Raw genomic sequence first — 18067 nt, 5'->3', positions numbered from 1 at the left:
AGTAGGGCGTCGGCACAGGCACCGACGACGGACATACTGATCGTCATCCCACCTGAACGGACCGTAGAGAACGAGTGGATCGCGTGCACCTCACCCCTCCGACCGCGGCCGACATCGCGGAACGCGCCGACGCCCGCGCGATGGCGCCCCTGCTCAACTGTCTGCTGCGCGAGGTGGCCGAACCGCATGGTGCGTCCGGCGGCCGGTACGTTCACCGGCTGCGCGGCACGGGCCGGCTGCTGCGGGTCCTCGGCGAGCGGCGGCCCGCCGAGCCCGAGGTGCGGGTGTCCGGCGGCTGGCAGCGCATCGGGCACACCGAACTGGTCAAACTCGTCGCCGACGAACTGCGCCGCCACACCGGTCTCTCCAACCACGAGCTGCCCGCCGAGATGGTCGACAGCCGGGACGCGGTGGTCGCGCTCCTCACGGCACGCACGCGTGCCACGCCGCCCGCCGACCTCTACCTGCGTTCCGAGCAGTCCCTCCTCACCGGCCACCCCCACCACCCCGCCCCCAAGGCACGCGGCGGCGGCCCGGTCGCGGCCTGGCTGCCGTACGCCCCCGAGGCCCACGCCCGCTTCCCGCTGACGCTGCTCGGCGTGCGCGAGGACACGGTCGTCGAGGAGGGCGACACGGCCGCCTTGGACGCCCTCGGCGAGGCCCCGCCCGGCTACCGTCTGCTGCCCGCGCACCCCTGGCAGCTGGATCTGGTCGGCCGGGAGCTGGCGGACGCCTTCGCCGACGGCAGGCTGGTGCGGCTCGGCACGACTGGCTTCGACGCCTGGCCGACGGCCGCGATCCGCACGCTGTACGCCCCCGAGGACGATCTCTTCCTCAAGTTCAGCCTGGATGTGCGCATCACCAACGACATCCGCCGGCTGTGGCGCCACGACCTGCGAAGACTCCGCCGCACCGACACCGCCGCGGCCACGGCCCTGGACGGTGGTCCCGCCGTCTGGCTCGCGGACCGCGGCTACCGCACCGCCGACTTCGCCTTCGAGGAACTGGCGGTCCTGGTCCGCGACGGGCTGCGCGAGAACGTCCTCCCGGGCGCGACACCGCTGCTCGCCGCCGGGCTCGTCGAGGGCTTCGAGGGCAGTCCACTGGACGTCGTCCGGGACCCGGCGGCCTGGTGGGAGGCGTATCTGGCCCAGGTCGTGCCGCCCGCGCTCGCCGCCTTCGCCGACCACGGCGTCGTACTGGAGGCGCACCTCCAGAACACCCTGGTCGCCGTCGACAGCGACGGAATGCCGGTGCAGGCGCTGTTCCGGGACGCCGAGGGCGTGAAGCTGGTGCCGGAGGTGTCCCGGTCGGCGGGCTGGGAGCGGCTGGTGTACTGCCTGGTCGTCAACCACCTCGTCGAGATCGCCGGGGCCCTCACCGCCCGCCACCCGGCGCTGGACCCCTGGCCCGCCGCCCGCCACGAGCTGGCCCGGCACGACCTCCCCGAGATCCGGGCCCTCCTGACGGCCCCCACCCTCCCCGGCAAGACCAACCTGCTGCTGCGCTGGACGGGCGCGGACGGCGCCGACGCCCGCTATCTGCCGCTGCCGAACCCACTGGCGGGGTGAGCCGCGGGTTCAGTACCGGATCTCGACGGCGCGGCCGTCCACGTCCAGCTCGGGCACTTCCGGGATCCGGCCTGCCCTACCGAGCGCGATCCGGTGGGCCGACCAGGCCGCTGCGGTGGCGTCGAGGACATCGTCTGGCGGACCCGCTGGCGGGTTGAGCCGCGGGTTCAGTACCGGATCTCGACGGCGCGGCCCTCCGCGTCCAGCTCGGGCACTTCCGGGATCCGGCCCGCCGTACCCAGGGCGATCCGGTGGGCCGACCAGGCCGCCGCCGTGGCGTCGAGGACATCGTCCGTGGGGACACGATCCGCCTCGCCCAGCTCGTCCGGCAGGACGAGTCCGGCCCCGGCCAGCAGGGAGCGGCGCAGGTGCTGGCCGCGCCAGGTCTTCTTGGCGTACGCCGGTGGCGTCCCGTCGGCCAGGGCGCGGAAGGACAGCTCCGGGTGGACCTCATGGATCCGGTCGTCGGCGAGGCGGCACGCCCGGGCCTCCAGGAGCTTCGGGGCCAGCGCCCACGCCTGCCGGCTCAGCCGCTGCCCGGTCAGCTCCTGGCACCGGTCACCCGCCGCCGTGAACTCCGACTCCAGCCACGCGGGGCGCGGCGCCACCAGGAAGACCGTGCTGCGCCGTTCCCGCAGGAGCGCCCTCGCGCCGAGGTCCGCGGCCCGCCAGCCCTTCTCGACCAGGCCCAGCGGCATGTCCACGGCGATCACGGCCACCCCGCCGGCCCGTCCGATCAGCGCGTCCAGCCGGACGTCGACCAGACTGCCCGCGTACGCGCCGTCCGCGAGCCGGATCCCCACCCATCCCTGCTTGCCACAGGCATCGACACCCAGGACTTCCATGTCACCGTCACCCCTCGCCACCGCGGAAAATCTATCCCTCGCCGACCGTCACCCCCGGTTACTATGGTCATTTCATGCTGGAGGCACGGATAGAGCTACGGACAGGGCTGGTGACCTGACAGATGCTGAGAGAGGTCACCGCGACTCGTTACCTCGCCCCGCTGCGCTCCGGCGGCTCCGTCCCCGGTGTCGTCGAGGCCGACGACCTCGGCACCTACGTCGTCAAGTTCACCGGCTCCGCACAGGGCACCAAGGCGCTGGTCGCCGAGGTGATCGTCGGTGAGCTGGCCCGCGCCCTGGGGCTGCGCTTCCCCGAGCTGGTCCTGGTCCACTTCGACCCCGCCGTCGCGGACAGCGAGCCGCATCAGGAGGTGCGCGAGCTGCACGCCGCCAGCGCGGGCGTCAACCTCGGCATGGACTTCCTGCCGGGCGCGCGGGACTTCACCCCGGAAGTCGCCAGGACCTTCCGCGTGGACCCGCTGGAGGCCGGCCGGATCGTCTGGCTGGACGCCCTGACCGCCAACGTCGACCGTACGGTCCACAGCTCGAACCTGATGATCTGGCCCACCCTCGGCACCGTCCCGGCGCGGCTGTGGCTGATCGACCACGGTGCGGCCCTGGTCTTCCATCACCGCTGGGACGCCTCGGACCCCGAGAAGGCCTACGACTTCCGCCATCACGCGCTCGGCCACTACGCCCCCGACGTGCGCGCCGCGGACGCGGAGCTGGCGCCGAGGGTGACACAGGAGCTGCTGCGGGCGGTCGTCTCCGAGGTGCCGGACGCCTGGCTCACGGGCTTCGCCACGCCGGACGAGGCGCGGGCGTCGTACGTCGACCACCTCCACGCGCGCGTGCGGGCGTCCGCGGCCTGGCTCCCCACCGACTTCCCCACCCGGGAGGAACTCGCCGCCGAGGAGGCCCTCAGGGCGGCGAGGACACAGCAAGGCCGGCCGAAATGGCTGAAGCGGGTCCCCGACCTGCACGGCAAGCCGGCCGCGGAACAGGATTGGTCGGTGCACCTCGGATGAGTGGCCGCACAACGCATGGCCGTGTCGAGATCGAGTACTGCACCCAGTGCAAGTGGCTGCCGCGCGCGGCCTGGCTGGCGCAGGAACTGCTCACCACGTTCGAGGCGGAGCTGTCCGAACTGGCGCTGAAGCCGGGCAAGGGCGGGGTGTTCGTCGTGCGCGTGGACGACGAGGTGGTCTGGGACCGCAAGGAGCGGGGCTTCCCCGAGCCGACGGCCGTGAAGCAGGCCGTACGCGACCGAGTGGCCCCGGGGAAGTCCCTGGGCCACTCGGACAAATGACGGTGCGTCAGCCGCGCAGCTGCTCGTACGCGGGCAGCGTCAGGAAGTCGGCGTAGTCCTCGTCGAGGGAGACCTCCAGGAGCAGGTCGTGGGCCTGCTGCCAGTGGCCGGCCGCGAAGGCCTCCTCGCCGATCTCGGCGCGGATGTTCGCCAGTTCCTCGGCGGCGACCTTGCGGGCCAGTTCGGGCGTGGCGTGCTCGCCGTTCTCGAACTCGACGCCCGCGTTGATCCACTGCCAGATCTGGGAGCGGGAGATCTCGGCGGTGGCCGCGTCCTCCATGAGGTTGAAGATGGCGACCGCGCCGAGACCGCGCAGCCAGGCCTCGATGTAGCGGATACCGACCTGGACGGCGTTGATCAGGCCCGGGTACGTCGGCTTGGCGTCCAGTGAGTCGACCGCGATCAGGTCGGCCGCCTCGACGTGGACGTCCTCGCGGAGGCGGTCCTTCTGGTTCGGCTTGTCGCCGAGGACCTTGTCGAAGGACTCCATGGCGATCGGGACCAGGTCGGGGTGGGCGACCCAGGAACCGTCGAAGCCGTCGCCGGCCTCGCGGTCCTTGTCGGCGCGGACCTTCTCGAAGGCCACCTTGTTGACCTCGGCGTCCCGGCGCGACGGGATGAACGCCGCCATGCCGCCGATCGCGTGCGCGCCGCGCTTGTGGCAGGTGCGGACGAGGAGTTCGGTGTACGCCCGCATGAACGGGGCCGTCATCGTGACCGCGTTGCGGTCCGGCAGGACGAACTTGGCGCCGCCGTCACGGAAGTTCTTGACGATGGAGAACAGGTAGTCCCAGCGTCCGGCGTTCAACCCCGAGGCGTGGTCGCGGAGTTCGTAGAGGATCTCCTCCATCTCGTACGCCGCCGTGATCGTCTCGATCAGGACGGTCGCGCGGACGGTGCCCTGCGGGATGCCGACGTAGTCCTGCGCGAAGACGAACACGTCGTTCCAGAGGCGGGCCTCCAGGTGCGACTCCGTCTTCGGGAGGTAGAAGTACGGGCCCTTGCCGAGGTCGAGCAGGCGCTGGGCGTTGTGGAAGAAGTACAGGCCGAAGTCGACGAAGGCGCCGGGGACCTGCTCACCGTCGACCTGGAGGTGACGCTCGTTGAGGTGCCAGCCGCGCGGCCGCATGACGACGGTGGCGAGTTCGTCGTTCGCCTTCAGGGCGTACGACTTGCCGGACTTGGAGTCCGTGAAGTCGATGTTCCGGGTATAGGCGTCGGCCAGGTTGATCTGCCCCAGGACGACGTTCTCCCAGGTCGGCGCGGAGGCGTCCTCGAAGTCGGCGAGCCAGATCTTCGCGCCCGAGTTGAGGGCGTTGATCGTCATCTTGCGGTCGGTGGGGCCGGTGATCTCGACCCGGCGGTCCTGCAGCGCGGGCGGGCACGCGGCCACTCGCCAGGAGTCGTCCGCGCGGATCGCGGCGGTCTCCGGGAGGAAGTCGAGCGTGGAGGTGCGGGCGATCTCGGCGCGGCGCTCGGCACGACGGGCGAGGAGTTCGTCACGGCGGGGCGTGAACCGGCGGTGCAGCTCGGCCACGAAGGCGAGGGCCGCCTCGGTAAGGACCTCCTCCTGCCGCGGCAGGGGCTCGGCGTCGACGATGGCCAGCGGGGACGGCGCTGGTGCGGACATGAGCTGTCACTTCCTTCAGCGGTGGCACCGGGTGCCAGTCGAACCGGGTACGGCGAGGAACGCCCCTGGAGCGGTGGGGCGCTTCTGAACAGTGGATACTAGTTTCCTCATCGTGGAACTTCAATGGTTTGTTGACATCGAGATTCTCTGAGTCGAGGGATAGTGGCGCTCAGTGCCATCCCGCTCACTCAAGGTGGACCAGATCGGCCTCCGTGTCGATGTCGTACGGCCGTGCCACGTCCCCGCACTCGACGAGCGTGATCGCCCCCTCGTGCTCCTTCAGGTACGCGCGCGCTCCCCGGTCGCCGGTCGCCGTCGCGGCGATGCCGTCCCAGTGGGCGGCGCCGAAGAGAACGGGATGACCGCGTACCCCGTCGTAGGCCGCCGAGACGAGCGACGTCTGGTCCTCGTAAGCGGCAAGCACACGCGCGGCCGCCTCCGCTCCGATGCCGGGCTGATCGACCAGCGAGACGAGCGCGGCCCTTGCTGCTGTACCGGCGAGCGAATGGAGCCCCGCGCGCAGGGAGGAACCCATCCCGTCGGCCCAGTCCGGGTTCTCCACCAGGACGCAGTCGCCGAGCTCCGCCTGCTCCCGTACGGCCGCCGCCTGGGCGCCCAGCACCACGTGGACGCGGGTGCAGCCGGCCGTGCGCAGCACCCCGACCGCGTGCTCGACGAGCGGCCGGCCGCGATGCCGGAGCAGGGCCTTGGGGCGCCCGCCGAGCCGACGGCCACCGCCCGCGGCGAGCACGAGACCGGCGACCGGTGACGCTTCCTTCTCAGTCATACGTCCTGCATACCTGACGCCTGCGCGAGCGCCCGACTTCCTACGACTGAATTTCCGTCCGCGCGGTGGCGCTTCGGCATCGGGTGGCGTTTACTGACCCGCGTCCCCGGCGCCCGAGCTGTGCCAGGGGTGCTCGGCGGGGGACGCGCGACCAAAGGCGCACAACGGCGTGCGAGGGGGGAGAGCTTTGTTGCGGAGCTTGGGGCAGAGGCCGGTGACGGGCAGCGACGAGGACCCTAGGGTGGCGGAACTGCGGACGGCGGTGTCCCGTTTGCGCCGCGAACTCGCCGCGCATCCAGCCGAGTTCCCGGACCGGGGCATCGCCGAGGACGAACTCGCCGCACTGGCCGCGATGGTGATCTCCGGAGCACCGGAGACACCCCGCCTACGCCGGTCCCTGCTGCTGATCGCGGGCGCGATCGGCTCGGTGAGCGCACTGTCCCCGGGGCTGACGCAGGTGCGCGACGCGGTGGAACTGTTCGGACAGCCACCGCGGGGGCGGGGCTAGCGCCGTCGAACTGCTGTCCGGTGCCTGACAGGCAAACTTGGGGGGCGCTCGGCGTAGCCCCGGCGTCAGGCCTGGTTCTGGCTGGCCAGTGCCTCGGAGAGTTCGCCGGCGACCTGCTGGAGTACGGGCACGATCTTGTCCGTGGCCGCCTCGGTGACCCGGCCCGCCGGGCCGGAGATCGAGATCGCGGCGGCCGTGGGGGAGTCGGGGACGGAGACCGCGAGGCAGCGCACTCCGACCTCCTGCTCATTGTCGTCGATCGCGTAGCCGTTGCGCCGTACGTCCTCCAGGGCCGCGAGGAAGCCGTCCGCAGTGGTGATCGTCTTCTCCGTGGCGGCCGGCATCCCGGTACGGGACAGCAGCGCGCGCACCTCCTCCGGCGGGAACGAGGCGAGCAGCGCCTTGCCGACGCCGGTGGAGTGCGGCAGCACACGCCGGCCGACCTCGGTGAACATGCGCATCGAGTGCTTGGACGGCACCTGGGCGACGTAGACGATCTCGTCGCCGTCCAGCAGGGCCATGTTCGCCGTCTCGCCCGTCTCCTCGACCAGCCGCGCGAGGTAGGGGCGGGCCCAGGTGCCGAGGAGCCGGGACGCGGACTCGCCGAGGCGGATCAGGCGCGGGCCGAGGGCATAGCGGCGGTTGGGCTGCTGGCGGACGTATCCGCAGGCCACGAGGGTGCGCATCAGGCGGTGGATGGTGGGCAGCGGCAGCCCGCTGCTCGCGGACAGCTCGCTGAGGCCGACCTCGCCACCCGCGTCCGCCATCCGCTCCAGCAGATCGAAGGCGCGCTCTAGGGACTGGACCCCGCCGCCGTTGGACTTGGCGGAGTCGGTGGTGCTGGCGCTGGACGTCGGCACGGCACGTTCCTTTCGGGACCGGAGGGAAGGGCAGAAGCCTACCCGTCGGTCGGTTGACTCCCCGCTTGTACGTAGCTACGTTCTGCTTGCTGGAATTGTAATTCCGCTTTGTGGAAACGTCCAGAGAGTGCCGAGCGGGTGCACTGTGGAGAAGTGTGCCCTTGACGGCGCTGAAGCGGGAGTGAAGACTCCTTCAACAGAAAGTTGAATTCCGTTTCGCGGAAGTGGCGGAAGCAACGCGGAAGCGGTAGTGCGGCTGAGAGGGGTCCGGGTGTCCGACGCTGAACTGGTGCTGCGCTCGACGCGCGTCATCACCCCGGAGGGGACGCGGGCCGCCTCGGTCGCGGTCTCCGCCGGCAAGATCAGGGCCGTACTCGGGTACGACGCCGAAGTCCCGTCCGGCGCCCGGCTGGAGGACCTCGGCGACGACGTCCTGCTGCCCGGCCTGGTCGACACGCACGTGCACGTCAACGACCCCGGCCGCACCGAGTGGGAGGGCTTCTGGACCGCCACGCGCGCCGCGGCGGCCGGCGGCATCACCACCCTCGTCGACATGCCGCTCAACTCCCTCCCGCCGACCACCACGGTCGACAACCTCCGTACGAAGAAGGACGTCGCCGCCGACAAGGCGCACATCGACGTCGGCTTCTGGGGCGGCGCCCTGCCGGACAACGTCAAGGATCTGCGCCCCCTGCACGAGGCCGGGGTCTTCGGCTTCAAGGCGTTCCTGTCGCCGTCCGGCGTGGACGAGTTCCCGCACCTCGACCAGGACCGGCTCGCCCAGTCCCTCGCCGAGATCAGCTCCTTCGGCGGCCTGCTGATCGTGCACGCCGAGGACCCGCACCACCTCGACGCGGCCCCGCAGCAGGGCGGCCCCAAGTACGCCGACTTCCTGGCCTCCCGTCCCCGCGACGCCGAGGACACCGCCATCGCCCAGCTGATCGCCCAGGCGAAACGCCTCCACGCGCGCGTGCACGTACTGCACCTGTCGTCGTCCGACGCGCTGCCGCTGATCGCCGAGGCCAAGCGGGAGGGCGTACGGATCACCGTCGAGACCTGCCCGCACTACCTCACGCTCACTGCCGAGGAAGTCCCGGACGGCGCCAGCGAGTTCAAGTGCTGCCCGCCGATCCGCGAGTCCGCCAACCAGGACCTGCTCTGGCAGGCGCTGGCCGACGGCACCATCGACTGCGTCGTCACCGACCACTCGCCCTCCACGGCCGACCTCAAGACCGACGACTTCGCCACCGCCTGGGGCGGCATCTCCGGACTCCAGCTGAGCCTGGCGGCCGTATGGACCGAGGCCCGCAGGCGCGGACACGGCCTGGAGGACGTCGTCCGCTGGATGTCCGCCCGGACGGCACAGCTCGTCGGGCTGGACCAGAAGGGCGCCATCGAGGCGGGCCGCGACGCCGACTTCGCGGTCCTCGCGCCCGACGCGACCTTCACCGTGGACCCGGCCGCGCTCCAGCACCGCAACCGTGTCACGGCGTACGCGGGCAAGACCCTGTACGGCGTCGTGAAGTCCACCTGGCTGCGCGGCGAACGCATCGTCGCGGACGGCGAGTTCACCGACCCGAAGGGGCGACTCCTCACCCGGACCAACTGAATCGCACCCATCGATCTCGAAAGGCAGCACTGATCACCGTGACGGCGATACCCAGCTTCACCGGCGACGCGAACCCCTACGGAGGCGGCGACCCGTACGCGGACTACCGCACCGCCGACTTCCCCTTCACCCAGTACGCCAACCTCGCCGACCGCAGGCTGGGCGCCGGAGTCATCGCCGCGAACGACGAGTTCTTCGCCCAGCGCGAGAACCTGCTGGTGCCCGAGCGGGCCGAGTTCGACCCCGAGCACTTCGGGCACAAGGGCAAGATCATGGACGGCTGGGAGACCCGGCGGCGCCGCGGTGCCTCCGCCGGGCACCCGTGGCCCACGGCCGAGGACCACGACTGGGCGCTGGTGCGGCTCGGGGCGCCGGGTGTCGTACGCGGGATCGTCGTCGACACCGCCCACTTCCGGGGCAACTACCCGCAGGCGGTGTCCGTCGAGGGCGCGTCGGTGCCGGGTTCGCCGTCCCCGGAGGAGCTGCTCGGCGACGACGTGAAGTGGACGACGCTGGTTCCGCGCACGGCGGTCGGCGGGCATGCGGCGAATGGTTTCTCCATCGAGGTGGAGCAGAGCTTCACCCACCTCCGGGTCAACCAGCACCCGGACGGCGGCATCGCCCGACTGCGTGTGTACGGCGAGGTCGTGCCCGACCCCGAGTGGCTGTCGGCGCTGGGCAGCTTCGATGTGGTGGCCCTGGAGAACGGCGGCCAGGTCGAGGACGCCTCCGACCGCTTCTACTCGCCCGCCACCAACACCATCCAGCCGGGCCGCTCCCGCAAGATGGACGACGGCTGGGAGACCCGCCGGCGCCGCGACCAGGGCAACGACTGGATCAGCTACCGGCTGGCGGCACAGTCCCAGATCCGGGCGGTCGAGATCGACACGGCCTATCTGAAGGGCAACAGCGCGGGCTGGGCGTCGGTGTCGGTGAAGGACGGCGAGAGCGGGCAGTGGACGGAGATCCTCCCGCGCACCCGCCTCCAGCCCGACACCAACCACCGCTTCGTCCTGCCGGCCCCCGCGGTGGGCACGCACGCGCGCGTGGACATCTTCCCGGACGGCGGCATCTCCCGCCTGCGCCTGCACGGCTCGCTGACGGAGCAGGGCGCGGCCGGCCTCGCGGCACGGCACCAGGAGCTGGGCGGCTGAACCCGTGGGGCGCACCGGATCTCCAACTCCGGTGCGCCTCGCTATCGTTGACCTGGTTGTCGTAGAAGGACCAGGGGGGACGCGATGGGCGTGCTGTTGTACTACCCGACGGTGACTCCGCCCGCCGAGGTCGTCCACCAGGCCCTGCTCTACTGGGACGGTCTCGCCTCGGTCGTGCCACGCGACCCCCGCGTGTACTCGTCGCTCGTCGGCAGGGAACTGCGGCGGCTGGAAGAGCGTGAGCTGTACCGGCCGCTGGCGTTCACCCCCGAGTCCCTCGACGTCCTGGACGGCGACGGGCGCTCGCCCCGCACGGGCCAGAACTGGTCCCTGCTGACGCGCGAGCTCGAACGGATCGCGGCCCTCCCGGACCCGCCTCGACCCACCTCGCCGCCCGAAGCGGTCCTCTTCACATCGAAGATCACCTACCCCCTGAAGCAGCAGCTGCTGGAGCTGGGGCTGGCCGCCAACCTCGGGCCCTCGGACCTGAGAGCGGAGCTCTCCGTCTCCAAGGAGGTCCAGAATCTGGTCGTCGGCGTACTGGCCCGCGAGCTCGCCGCCACCACGGACCTCGCCCTCTTCCCGTACACCGACAGCGAGGGCGCGTACCGCAACAGCCTGCGCCCGGTGTCGCCGACCCGCGGTCTCGCCTGGGAGATGGAGCTGGGCCGGCTGCTGCCCGTCCCGGCGCCGGACACCGCGACCGAGGACGTGCTCGCCTTCCGGGAGGCGTACGCCGACGAACGACGGCGCCTGATGCGGGCCCTGCACCGCATGCTGGGCGATCTGCGCCGTGACTACGAGCATCCGGCGGACGTCTTCTCCCAGCTGCGCACGGAACTCTCCGAGGCGGTCGAGGACTACGAAGCGGCGCGCCGCGGCAGCCGTATGGCCTGGGTGCACCGTTCCGTCACGGTGTCGGTCGCGCTGGCCGCGGCGGCCGGCGGCGCCCTGCTGCTGCCGGACCTCGGCTGGTTGCTCGGCACGATCGGCGGCTACGCCCTGAACGTGGCCACCCGCGAGATCCGCCCGCTGGCCAAGGCCCGGACCGACCACGACTTCAGCTATCTGCACCGGGTGCGCAGCGCACTGGCCTGAGGGAGGACCACACCGTGGCACTGGCGACGAGACACCCCGGCAGCGCGCGACTGGAGGAAGGCCGCCCCTGGAGCGTCCGGATCACCTATGCACAGGGGTGGCACGGGCTGCGCCTCCCGTCCGCGATGACCGAACCGACGTGGGACGACATCGACGGCATCCTCGCGGAGAACGGCTACGTCCGCCAGGGCGTGGCGCCCGGTCACGCACCCCGCGCGGGCGACGAGTTCGACGTCACGGGCTGGAGCCCGCGCTTCTTCGCGGGACCGCGCCGGTGGGACGAGGACCCAGGGCCGGCCGGACCGCCGCAGGACGTCGCGGTGGCGCTGCCCCTGGCGGAGGTGGGGGAGATACGGCAGGCCCTGGACACCTTGCGCACCCACCACCTTCACCCCGACCGGACCGCCCAGGCCTCCGCGCTGATCGACGCCCTGGACGCGATCGGCACGGTGACGGTGACCCTCCCCACCGCGACGGCGAACACCCTCTACTACACGCTGTCGACGATCGGCCCCTGGACCGAGGACCTGGACGAGGACACCGTGCGCACCGTGGACGCCCTCACCCGGCACCTGGACCTGTCACACCCCGTCGCCGGCTCCTGGCCGCACGTCCGCGAAACCCTCCACCACGCCCTCCACGAGGCCCTCTCCCTCCCCGGCCCCGAGGGCCTCACCGCCCGCGACGACCTCCTCGACGTCCTCCGCAGATTCACCGACGCCCATGGGACGGCGGTGGCGGCGGGGGATGCGGAGCAAGGGCGGTTGCAGGCGGGGAGGGCGGAGCCTTAGGGGTTGGGGCGGTGCCGGGGTGTCGTGCCGCGTGTTGCCGTCCGTGCGGAAGAGTTGGCACGGGGATCGGGCGGAGTTCCTCGTTCCGCCGCCACCGCCCGGGCGGCGGGGCGCATGGCGGGTATCGGCCGTCGCCGCGGAGACGGGCTTCGGGGGACGGGCGGGGTCCCTTGGTTCCGCCTTGACGGTCCTGGGCGGCGCCCGGATGTCGCGCCCTGTGCCCCCGTCACCACCCGGCCGTCACGCCGCGTGCCCCCCGTCCACCGCGAACTCCGCGCCGGTGATGAACTCCGCCGCGGCCAGGTACGCCACCGTCGATGCCACCTCCTCGGCCGTGCCGAAGCGGCCCAGGGCGGTCATGGCCGACTGGGCCGGTGCGAAGGGGCCGTTCGATGGGTTCATGTCGGTGTCGATGGGGCCGGGGTGCACGATGTTCGCGGTGATGCCGCGGGGGCCGAGTTCGCGGGCCAGGGCCTTGGTCAGGCCGATGAGGGCCGACTTGCTGGTGGCGTAGAGCGTTCCGCCGGGACCCGGCACGCGCTGGGCCATGCAGCTGCCGATCGTGATGATCCGGCCCCCGGCGCCCATGTGGGCGGCAGCCGCCCGGGAGGTCAGGAAGACGCCCCGGACGTTCACGGCGAGGACCTGGTCCACGTCCGTGAGCGACAGGTCCTCCAGCGGGCCCAGGACGCCGACGCCGGCGTTGTTCACCAGCACGTCGAGCCTGCCCAGCGCCTCCGCCGTACGGCGCGCCGCGCCCGCCGCCTCGTCGGGGTCGGCGGAGTCCGCCCGCAGGGCCACGCCCCGCCGCCCGAGCGCCTGTACCGCCTGCACGACCTCCTCGGCGGCCTCCTTGCCGTTCACATACGTCACGGCGACGTCCGCGCCCTCCCGGGCGAGCCGCCGTGCCGTCGCCGCGCCGATGCCGCGGCTGCCGCCGGTGACCAGGGCGACCTTGCCGTGCAGGGTGCCGTAGGGGTGCGTGTGTGTCGTGGATTCGTCAGTGGTTGTCATGGGTCCATCCCAGCGCCGCGCGGGCCGGGACGCTGGCGGCGAACGGACACCGACATCGGACGCGGCGATGAGTTGCGGGCGCCCGTGGGGTCTGAGGTGATGACAGCAGACCTCACTCCGGAAAAGAGGCACTACTCATGGGCAAGCTCGTCTCCACCCTCTTCGTCACACTCGACGGTGTCTACCAGGCGCCCGGCGGCACCGAGGAGGACACTCGCGGCGGCTTCGAGCAGGGCGGCTGGGTCTTCCCGTACGCCGACGACGACTTCGGTCGGTTCATCGGCGAGGTCTTCGCACGCCCCGCCGCCTTCCTCCTCGGACGCCGTACGTACGACATCTTCGCCTCGTTCTGGCCCAAGGTGACCGACCCGGCCGACCCGGTCGCCGGCAAGCTCAACGCCCTGCCGAAGTACGTCGCCTCCTCCACGCTGACCGACCCCGAATGGGCCGGCACCAGCGTGATCAGCGGTGACCTCGGCAAGGAGGTCACAGCCCTCAAGGAGCGCACCGACGGCGAGCTCCAGGTCCATGGCAGCGGCGCCCTCGTCAGGTCCCTGCTGGCCCTCGGCCTCGTCGACACGCTCCATCTGCTGACCTTCCCGGTCGTGCTCGGCGCGGGGCACCGCCTCTTCACGGAGGGGGCCGTACCCACACGGTTCACCCACGCCGGCGGCCAGGCCACCGGCAGCGGTGTCGCCATCAACTCCTACGACCTCGCGGGCAGCCCGGAGTACGGCACGTTCGGCCTGCCCGAGGGCGAGTGACCGGCCGCGCGGTCACCTCCAGGAAGCGCCGGTGGATCACGGGTCGGTCACCGACGCCCGCACGAGATGGGCCGCCAGACACGCGGCGTGCATCGCGGCCGACGACATGCCCTGCCCGTAGATGGGGTTGCACGAGGCCAGGGAATCACCGGCCGCGACGAGCCCGGCGGGGAAACGGTCCAGGAGATGGAAGTCGCGCCTCCTGTTGTCCGGGTGCCGGTAGGCGGCCGGATCTCCGATCGGTTCGGCTTCCTCGGCCAGCTGACGGAACGCCGCCGCGGGGTCCTGCTTGCAGCGCAGCAGGAACTCGTAGCCGCTACGGCCCGGGCGGTCGTCCGCGTAGCCGGCCGTCAGGACGATCCAGCGATCGCCCTCGACGCGGCCCAGGGTGCTCATCCGCAGCCGGCCGTCGGGCAGGGTGGTCAGCGACTGGGCCAGTGTCGCGTCAGGCCGGCCCGCGGGGCGGGGGAACAGCGCGGTGGTGTAGCCGAGGTCGACGTGCATGCGGCGCGTCGTGGCCTCGGGCCAGCCGCCCTCGCGCAGCCAGGTGCCGATCCTCGTCACCCACATCCATGCCCGGACCCGCGTGGCGCACTCCGCCGACCCGGTCGCCCGCGAAAGTCAGGCCGCGCACAACGCCGTTGACCAGGCCCACGTTGCCGAGCGACAGCACCCTGCGGCGGAGATGTGCCTCCAGGAAGGGGCGCGTGGCGCCGGCGGCGACGAGTTCGGCGGCGAACTCGGGGAACCAGGGGTCGATTCTGCGGCGGCAGCATGGTCGGTACCGTCAGCGAGATCTCCCCCTTGCGGACGGAGGAGGTGATCACCGGTCGAGCGAGGGCGTGGACGACCTCAGCCAGGTGGCGGGGAAGCCGACGACGACCGTGGCCATGGACTTCGGCAGGGTCACGATCAGCCGTGAGCTGGTGCTGTACGTCTTCGGCACGCCGGGTCAGAACCGCTTCTGGTTCATGTGGGACGAACTGGCCCTGGACGCGCCGTCAACCGCTTCGACGGTGCCCGTGACTACGAGGCCGACGATGTGCGGTACACGCTGGACCTCGACCCGCAGGTGACGGTGGTGATGTGCGACGTGCGCTCCCTGGCGCTGGCGGCCGTTCGCTGAAAGGGAGCTGGAGATCCGGCCGGGGGGCCGGACCTCCAGCTGGTCGCGCCGTTCCTCGACGCCGACCGTGGTCTACGGGCTCAGCAGCCGTAGTTGACCAGGTCGAACGACTCGTAGTGGTCGGCCGTGTAGTAGTCCTCCTGGTTCTTCTCACCGGTGACGATCCGGCGAGCACCGCGCGTGGAGGAACCAGGGGTCTTGACCGTGTACTCGTGGTAGTACCCGGACGACTGGCTCGGCAGGATGCCTTCCCGGTTCTGGAAGACGGTGCCGTCCTGGTCGTACGGGTAGGGGCCACCCTGCTCGATCAGTTCGAGCGTGTCGTACGCCTGGGAGGGCAGGTCGCTGTAACAGATGCTGCCCACCGCCGCGGCGGCCGGAGTGGCGGTGACGGTGCCGCCGATGAGAAGGGCGGACAGGACGGCGGCCGAGGCGCCGATGCGAGTGATTCGTGGGGGGAATCTCATGGCTTCATGATGACGCGCGTAGACAGTGGCATGTCAATGACAACCCCGGAGAATTGCCCGTCCCGTCCGATGATTTTCCGCGAAGTTAACCTGGCGCGCGACGGCTCCATGAGACCTGCACGCGCGTGTGCCGACCTCAGCGGGCCTTCCGGCTCTCGGCCGCGGCGAACAGGGCGACCGCCAGCACCAGCAGGGCGACGCTCGCATAGATCTCGTAGCCGTCGAGGAAGTCGATCGCCTGTACCAGACCCCAGTCCCAGTCGGTGAACTCGTGCACCAGGCCCGCGACGCCCTGCACGAAGGCGATGAACCCGAGAATCTCCAGCAGCTGCTTCATGCCACGACTCTCCCCCGAGGACCCGCCCACGCTCATCGGCCGCCGGGCGCGCCAGGGCTGACGGAAGTCCATGTTCCGGGTGGTCCGGCGCACCCAAAGTCGCAGGTGGTACGACTTTGGTCGGCGATCACCCGGAGGACGCGCGCCGAAGGCCGGACAATGCGTAGATTTGTCGACCGTGAGTCATGACGAGCCGCAGCCCGCCCAGCAGGTGTTCCCAGGACGCCGCTGGCTGCTGCCGTCGGCTCTGGTGAAGGAACTCGACCCCGACGCCGGTCGCTCCGGGCGCCCCCGGCGCACCGCGCGCGACTGGGTGGTCGACTTCCTGTTCTTCCTGCTCGCCGTGTTCATCGGGCTGATGGCCGCCGACACCCTGCGCCATGAGGACCTGCCGCAGGGCTACGCCAAATTCGACCAGGTGGTGGGCGCGCTCTCGTGTGCCGCGGTGTGGCTGCGGCGTCGCTGGCCGGTCGGGCTCGCGGTCGCGATGGTCCCGGTCGGCTTCGTGTCGAACACCGCGGGCGGCGCGAGCGTGGTCGCCCTCTTCACGCTCGCCGTGCACCGGCCTTTCCGGTACGTCGCGTGGGTGGCCCTGGCGGACCTGGTGCTGGTCCCGGTGTTCTTCTGGCTGCGTCCCGAACCCGATCTGCCGTACGTCTGGGCGACGCTCTTCGGCGTGCTGCTGACCGGGGCGATCGTCGGCTGGGGCATGTTCGTACGCTCCAAGCGCCAGCTCATGCTGAGTCTGCGTGACCGCGTCCGGCGCGCCGAGACCGAGGCCGGGCTGCGCGCCGAGCAGGCCCAGCGGCTCGCCCGTGAGGCCATCGCCCGAGAGATGCACGACGTCCTCGCCCACCGGCTGACGCTGCTCAGCGTGCACGCGGGCGCGCTGGAGTTCCGGCCCGACGCGCCCCGCGAGGAGATCCAGCGGGCGGCGGGCGTGATCCGGGAGAGCGCCCACGAGGCCCTCCAGGACCTGCGGGAGATCATCGGCGTCCTGCGGGCGGGCGACACCGACGACTCCGGGCGACCGCAGCCCACCCTCGCGGCGCTGGAGGCCCTGGTCACCGAGTCCCGCGAGGCCGGCATGAAGGTCACCCTCGACCAGCGCGTCACCGACCCCGCCGCCGTCCCCGCCTCCGTCGGCCGCACTGCCTACCGCATCTCCCAGGAGGGCCTCACCAACGCCCGCAAGCACGCCCCCGGCACCGAGGTCACGGTCACGGTGACCGGAGCACCGGGCGAGGGCCTGTCCGTGACGGTGCGCAACCCCGCCCCCGAGGGCGAGGTGCCGCATGTCCCCGGCTCCGGCCAGGGCCTGATCGGCCTCACCGAACGCGCCACGCTGACAGGCGGCCGGCTGGAGCACGGGCCGGTGGCGGACGGGGGGTTCGAGGTGCGGTGCTGGCTGCCATGGGGATGACGCCGGTCCAGGCAGTCCGGTCCCTTGACGCCGTACAACCGTGATTACGTAAGGCACATGACTGCGATCAGACTCCTCCTCGTCGACGACGACCCGTTGGTCAGGGCCGGGCTGTCCTTCATGCTGGGCGGCGCCGACGACATCGAGATCGTCGGTGAGGGGGCCGACGGCGCCGAGGTCGAGGCGCTGGTCGACCGGACCCGGCCGGACGTGGTGCTGATGGACATCCGGATGCCGTCGGTCGACGGCCTCACCGCCACCGAACGGCTGCGCGGCCGCAAGGACGCCCCGCAGGTCGTGCTGCTGACCACCTTCCACGCCGACGACCAGGTGCTGCGGGCCCTGCGCGCCGGTGCCGCCGGGTTCGTGCTGAAGGACACCCCGCCCGCCGAGATCGTCGACGCGGTGCGCCGTGTCGCGGCCGGCGACCCGGTCCTGTCGCCCACCGTCACACGGCAGTTGATGGCCCACGCGGCCGGTGCCGCCGCCGACACGCGCCGCACGCGCGCCCGCGCGCGCCTCACCACGCTCAACGACCGCGAACGCGAGGTCGCCGTCGCGGTGGGCCGGGGCCTGTCCAACGCCGAGATCGCCGGCGAACTGTTCATGAGCGTCGCCACCGTCAAGACCCATGTCTCCCGCGTCCTGGCCAAGCTCGACCTCAACAACCGTGTCCAGATCGCCCTGTTGGCGTACGACGCGGGACTTCTGGAGGAAATGGAGGACAACGGGCACTAGACGGGAAGCCTGTGCGTTCTTTGTGTGGCGAGTCGG

Annotated in this window: 20 protein-coding genes and 1 pseudogene; 12 read left to right on the top strand and 9 right to left on the bottom strand. The window is 71.5% G+C overall.

The genetic code is table 11. The annotated features are described in order from the left end of the window. The first annotated feature begins 74 nt into the window (after positions 1 to 74). Complete coding sequence (locus IE325_RS03090; RefSeq protein WP_229911623.1) at positions 75 to 1571, top strand: IucA/IucC family protein; 1497 nt, start codon at positions 75 to 77, stop codon at positions 1569 to 1571. A 9-nt stretch (positions 1572 to 1580) separates the two neighbouring features. On the opposite strand, the gene IE325_RS03085 is transcribed toward IE325_RS03090, so the two are convergent. Beyond that, complete coding sequence (locus IE325_RS03085; RefSeq protein ID WP_229911663.1) at positions 1581 to 1742, bottom strand: DUF429 domain-containing protein; 162 nt, start codon at positions 1740 to 1742, stop codon at positions 1581 to 1583. Next, positions 1739 to 2416 carry a DUF429 domain-containing protein gene (locus tag IE325_RS03080; RefSeq protein ID WP_190068063.1) on the bottom strand — a complete coding sequence of 226 codons (678 nt, stop codon included), beginning with the start codon at positions 2414 to 2416 and terminating at the stop codon, positions 1739 to 1741. The genes IE325_RS03085 and IE325_RS03080 overlap by 4 nt, the downstream gene beginning before the upstream one ends. A gap of 122 nt (positions 2417 to 2538) precedes the next feature. Between IE325_RS03080 and IE325_RS03075 the strand changes: the two genes are divergently transcribed. Next, the gene (locus IE325_RS03075; RefSeq protein ID WP_190068062.1) at positions 2539 to 3444 is read left to right on the top strand and encodes a HipA family kinase; all 906 of its coding nucleotides are present in this window, start codon (positions 2539 to 2541) and stop codon (positions 3442 to 3444) included. Beyond that, the gene (locus IE325_RS03070) at positions 3441 to 3725 is read left to right on the top strand and encodes an Rdx family protein (RefSeq protein ID WP_190068061.1); all 285 of its coding nucleotides are present in this window, start codon (positions 3441 to 3443) and stop codon (positions 3723 to 3725) included. Before IE325_RS03075 ends, IE325_RS03070 begins: the two co-directional genes overlap by 4 nt. 7 nt (positions 3726 to 3732) lie before the next feature. Here the strand turns inward: IE325_RS03070 and aceB are convergent, their stop codons facing one another. Together aceB and IE325_RS03060 are read right to left on the bottom strand one after the other, a co-directional pair. After that, complete coding sequence (gene aceB, locus IE325_RS03065) at positions 3733 to 5355, bottom strand: malate synthase A (protein ID WP_190068060.1); 1623 nt, start codon at positions 5353 to 5355, stop codon at positions 3733 to 3735. Between the two features lie 184 nt (positions 5356 to 5539). Then, entirely contained in the window at positions 5540 to 6142 is a 603-nt protein-coding gene (locus tag IE325_RS03060) for a nucleotidyltransferase family protein (protein WP_190068059.1), read from the bottom strand. A 187-nt stretch (positions 6143 to 6329) separates the two neighbouring features. On the opposite strand from IE325_RS03060, the gene IE325_RS03055 reads away from it, so the two are divergent. Continuing rightward, positions 6330 to 6650 (top strand): DUF5955 family protein, encoded by a 321-nt coding sequence (locus IE325_RS03055; RefSeq protein WP_190068058.1) that lies wholly within the window; start codon positions 6330 to 6332, stop codon positions 6648 to 6650. 65 nt (positions 6651 to 6715) lie between these two features. On the opposite strand, the gene IE325_RS03050 is transcribed toward IE325_RS03055, so the two are convergent. Continuing rightward, on the bottom strand, positions 6716 to 7510 hold the full coding sequence (locus IE325_RS03050) for an IclR family transcriptional regulator (RefSeq protein ID WP_190068057.1): 795 nt from the start codon (positions 7508 to 7510) through the stop codon (positions 6716 to 6718). A gap of 271 nt (positions 7511 to 7781) precedes the next feature. Here IE325_RS03050 and allB point away from each other — a divergent pair, with 271 nt between their 5' ends. The 4 genes from allB to IE325_RS03030 all read left to right on the top strand — a co-directional run bounded on the left by allB (position 7782) and on the right by IE325_RS03030 (position 12162). Beyond that, entirely contained in the window at positions 7782 to 9119 is a 1338-nt protein-coding gene (gene allB, locus IE325_RS03045; RefSeq protein WP_190068056.1) for an allantoinase AllB, read from the top strand. 38 nt (positions 9120 to 9157) lie between these two features. Then, positions 9158 to 10273 carry an allantoicase gene (gene alc / locus IE325_RS03040; protein ID WP_190068055.1) on the top strand — a complete coding sequence of 372 codons (1116 nt, stop codon included), beginning with the start codon at positions 9158 to 9160 and terminating at the stop codon, positions 10271 to 10273. 84 nt (positions 10274 to 10357) lie between these two features. Next, complete coding sequence (locus IE325_RS03035; RefSeq protein ID WP_190068054.1) at positions 10358 to 11371, top strand: hypothetical protein; 1014 nt, start codon at positions 10358 to 10360, stop codon at positions 11369 to 11371. A gap of 14 nt (positions 11372 to 11385) precedes the next feature. Then, positions 11386 to 12162, top strand: a complete 777-nt coding sequence (locus IE325_RS03030; RefSeq protein WP_190068053.1) for a hypothetical protein — start codon at positions 11386 to 11388, stop codon at positions 12160 to 12162. A gap of 240 nt (positions 12163 to 12402) precedes the next feature. Here IE325_RS03030 and IE325_RS03025 read toward each other — a convergent pair whose 3' ends face one another. Continuing rightward, positions 12403 to 13176, bottom strand: coding sequence for an SDR family oxidoreductase (locus IE325_RS03025; RefSeq protein WP_190068052.1), 774 nt, complete (start codon positions 13174 to 13176; stop codon positions 12403 to 12405). 137 nt (positions 13177 to 13313) lie between these two features. Between IE325_RS03025 and IE325_RS03020 the strand changes: the two genes are divergently transcribed. After that, complete coding sequence (locus IE325_RS03020) at positions 13314 to 13940, top strand: dihydrofolate reductase family protein (protein ID WP_190068051.1); 627 nt, start codon at positions 13314 to 13316, stop codon at positions 13938 to 13940. Positions 13941 to 13976: 36 nt separating this feature from the next. On the opposite strand, the gene IE325_RS03015 is transcribed toward IE325_RS03020, so the two are convergent. Further along, positions 13977 to 14504: a hypothetical protein gene (locus IE325_RS03015; protein ID WP_190068050.1), complete on the bottom strand. Its 528-nt coding sequence runs from the start codon at positions 14502 to 14504 to the stop codon at positions 13977 to 13979. A 210-nt stretch (positions 14505 to 14714) separates the two neighbouring features. Here IE325_RS03015 and IE325_RS03010 point away from each other — a divergent pair. Continuing rightward, positions 14715 to 15039 (top strand): annotated as a pseudogene (locus IE325_RS03010) (GTP-binding protein); the annotation flags it as partial. 107 nt (positions 15040 to 15146) lie between these two features. Here the strand turns inward: IE325_RS03010 and IE325_RS03005 are convergent. Both IE325_RS03005 and IE325_RS03000 read right to left on the bottom strand, forming a co-directional pair. Then, entirely contained in the window at positions 15147 to 15533 is a 387-nt protein-coding gene (locus tag IE325_RS03005; protein ID WP_190068049.1) for a guanyl-specific ribonuclease, read from the bottom strand. Positions 15534 to 15669: 136 nt separating this feature from the next. Further along, a complete protein-coding gene (locus IE325_RS03000) occupies positions 15670 to 15870 on the bottom strand; it encodes a hypothetical protein (protein WP_190068048.1) in 201 nt (66 codons plus the stop codon). A gap of 178 nt (positions 15871 to 16048) precedes the next feature. Between IE325_RS03000 and IE325_RS02995 the strand changes: the two genes are divergently transcribed. Then, positions 16049 to 17293, top strand: a complete 1245-nt coding sequence (locus IE325_RS02995; protein WP_229911622.1) for a sensor histidine kinase — start codon at positions 16049 to 16051, stop codon at positions 17291 to 17293. A 57-nt stretch (positions 17294 to 17350) separates the two neighbouring features. Beyond that, a complete protein-coding gene (locus tag IE325_RS02990) occupies positions 17351 to 18031 on the top strand; it encodes a response regulator transcription factor (protein WP_190068046.1) in 681 nt (226 codons plus the stop codon). The last annotated feature ends 36 nt before the right edge of the window (positions 18032 to 18067 follow it).

The organism is Streptomyces lanatus (genome assembly GCF_014655715.1).
GTDB lineage: Bacteria > Actinomycetota > Actinomycetes > Streptomycetales > Streptomycetaceae > Streptomyces > Streptomyces lanatus.
The sequence above is the reverse complement of the archived record's forward strand: the minus strand, read 5'-3'. Positions and strand labels throughout refer to the sequence as shown.

Coding starts and splice junctions, on each gene's coding strand:
- IE325_RS03080 (WP_190068063.1), bottom strand. CDS start 2,416: ATGGAAGTCCTGGGTGTCGATGCCTGTGGCAAGCAGGGATGGGTGGGG.
- IE325_RS03075 (WP_190068062.1), top strand. CDS start 2,539: ATGCTGAGAGAGGTCACCGCGACTCGTTACCTCGCCCCGCTGCGCTCC.
- IE325_RS03070 (WP_190068061.1), top strand. CDS start 3,441: ATGAGTGGCCGCACAACGCATGGCCGTGTCGAGATCGAGTACTGCACC.
- aceB (WP_190068060.1), bottom strand. CDS start 5,355: ATGTCCGCACCAGCGCCGTCCCCGCTGGCCATCGTCGACGCCGAGCCC.
- IE325_RS03060 (WP_190068059.1), bottom strand. CDS start 6,142: ATGACTGAGAAGGAAGCGTCACCGGTCGCCGGTCTCGTGCTCGCCGCG.
- IE325_RS03035 (WP_190068054.1), top strand. CDS start 10,358: ATGGGCGTGCTGTTGTACTACCCGACGGTGACTCCGCCCGCCGAGGTC.
- IE325_RS03025 (WP_190068052.1), bottom strand. CDS start 13,176: ATGACAACCACTGACGAATCCACGACACACACGCACCCCTACGGCACC.
- IE325_RS03020 (WP_190068051.1), top strand. CDS start 13,314: ATGGGCAAGCTCGTCTCCACCCTCTTCGTCACACTCGACGGTGTCTAC.
- IE325_RS03005 (WP_190068049.1), bottom strand. CDS start 15,533: ATGAGATTCCCCCCACGAATCACTCGCATCGGCGCCTCGGCCGCCGTC.
- IE325_RS03000 (WP_190068048.1), bottom strand. CDS start 15,870: ATGAAGCAGCTGCTGGAGATTCTCGGGTTCATCGCCTTCGTGCAGGGC.
- IE325_RS02990 (WP_190068046.1), top strand. CDS start 17,351: ATGACTGCGATCAGACTCCTCCTCGTCGACGACGACCCGTTGGTCAGG.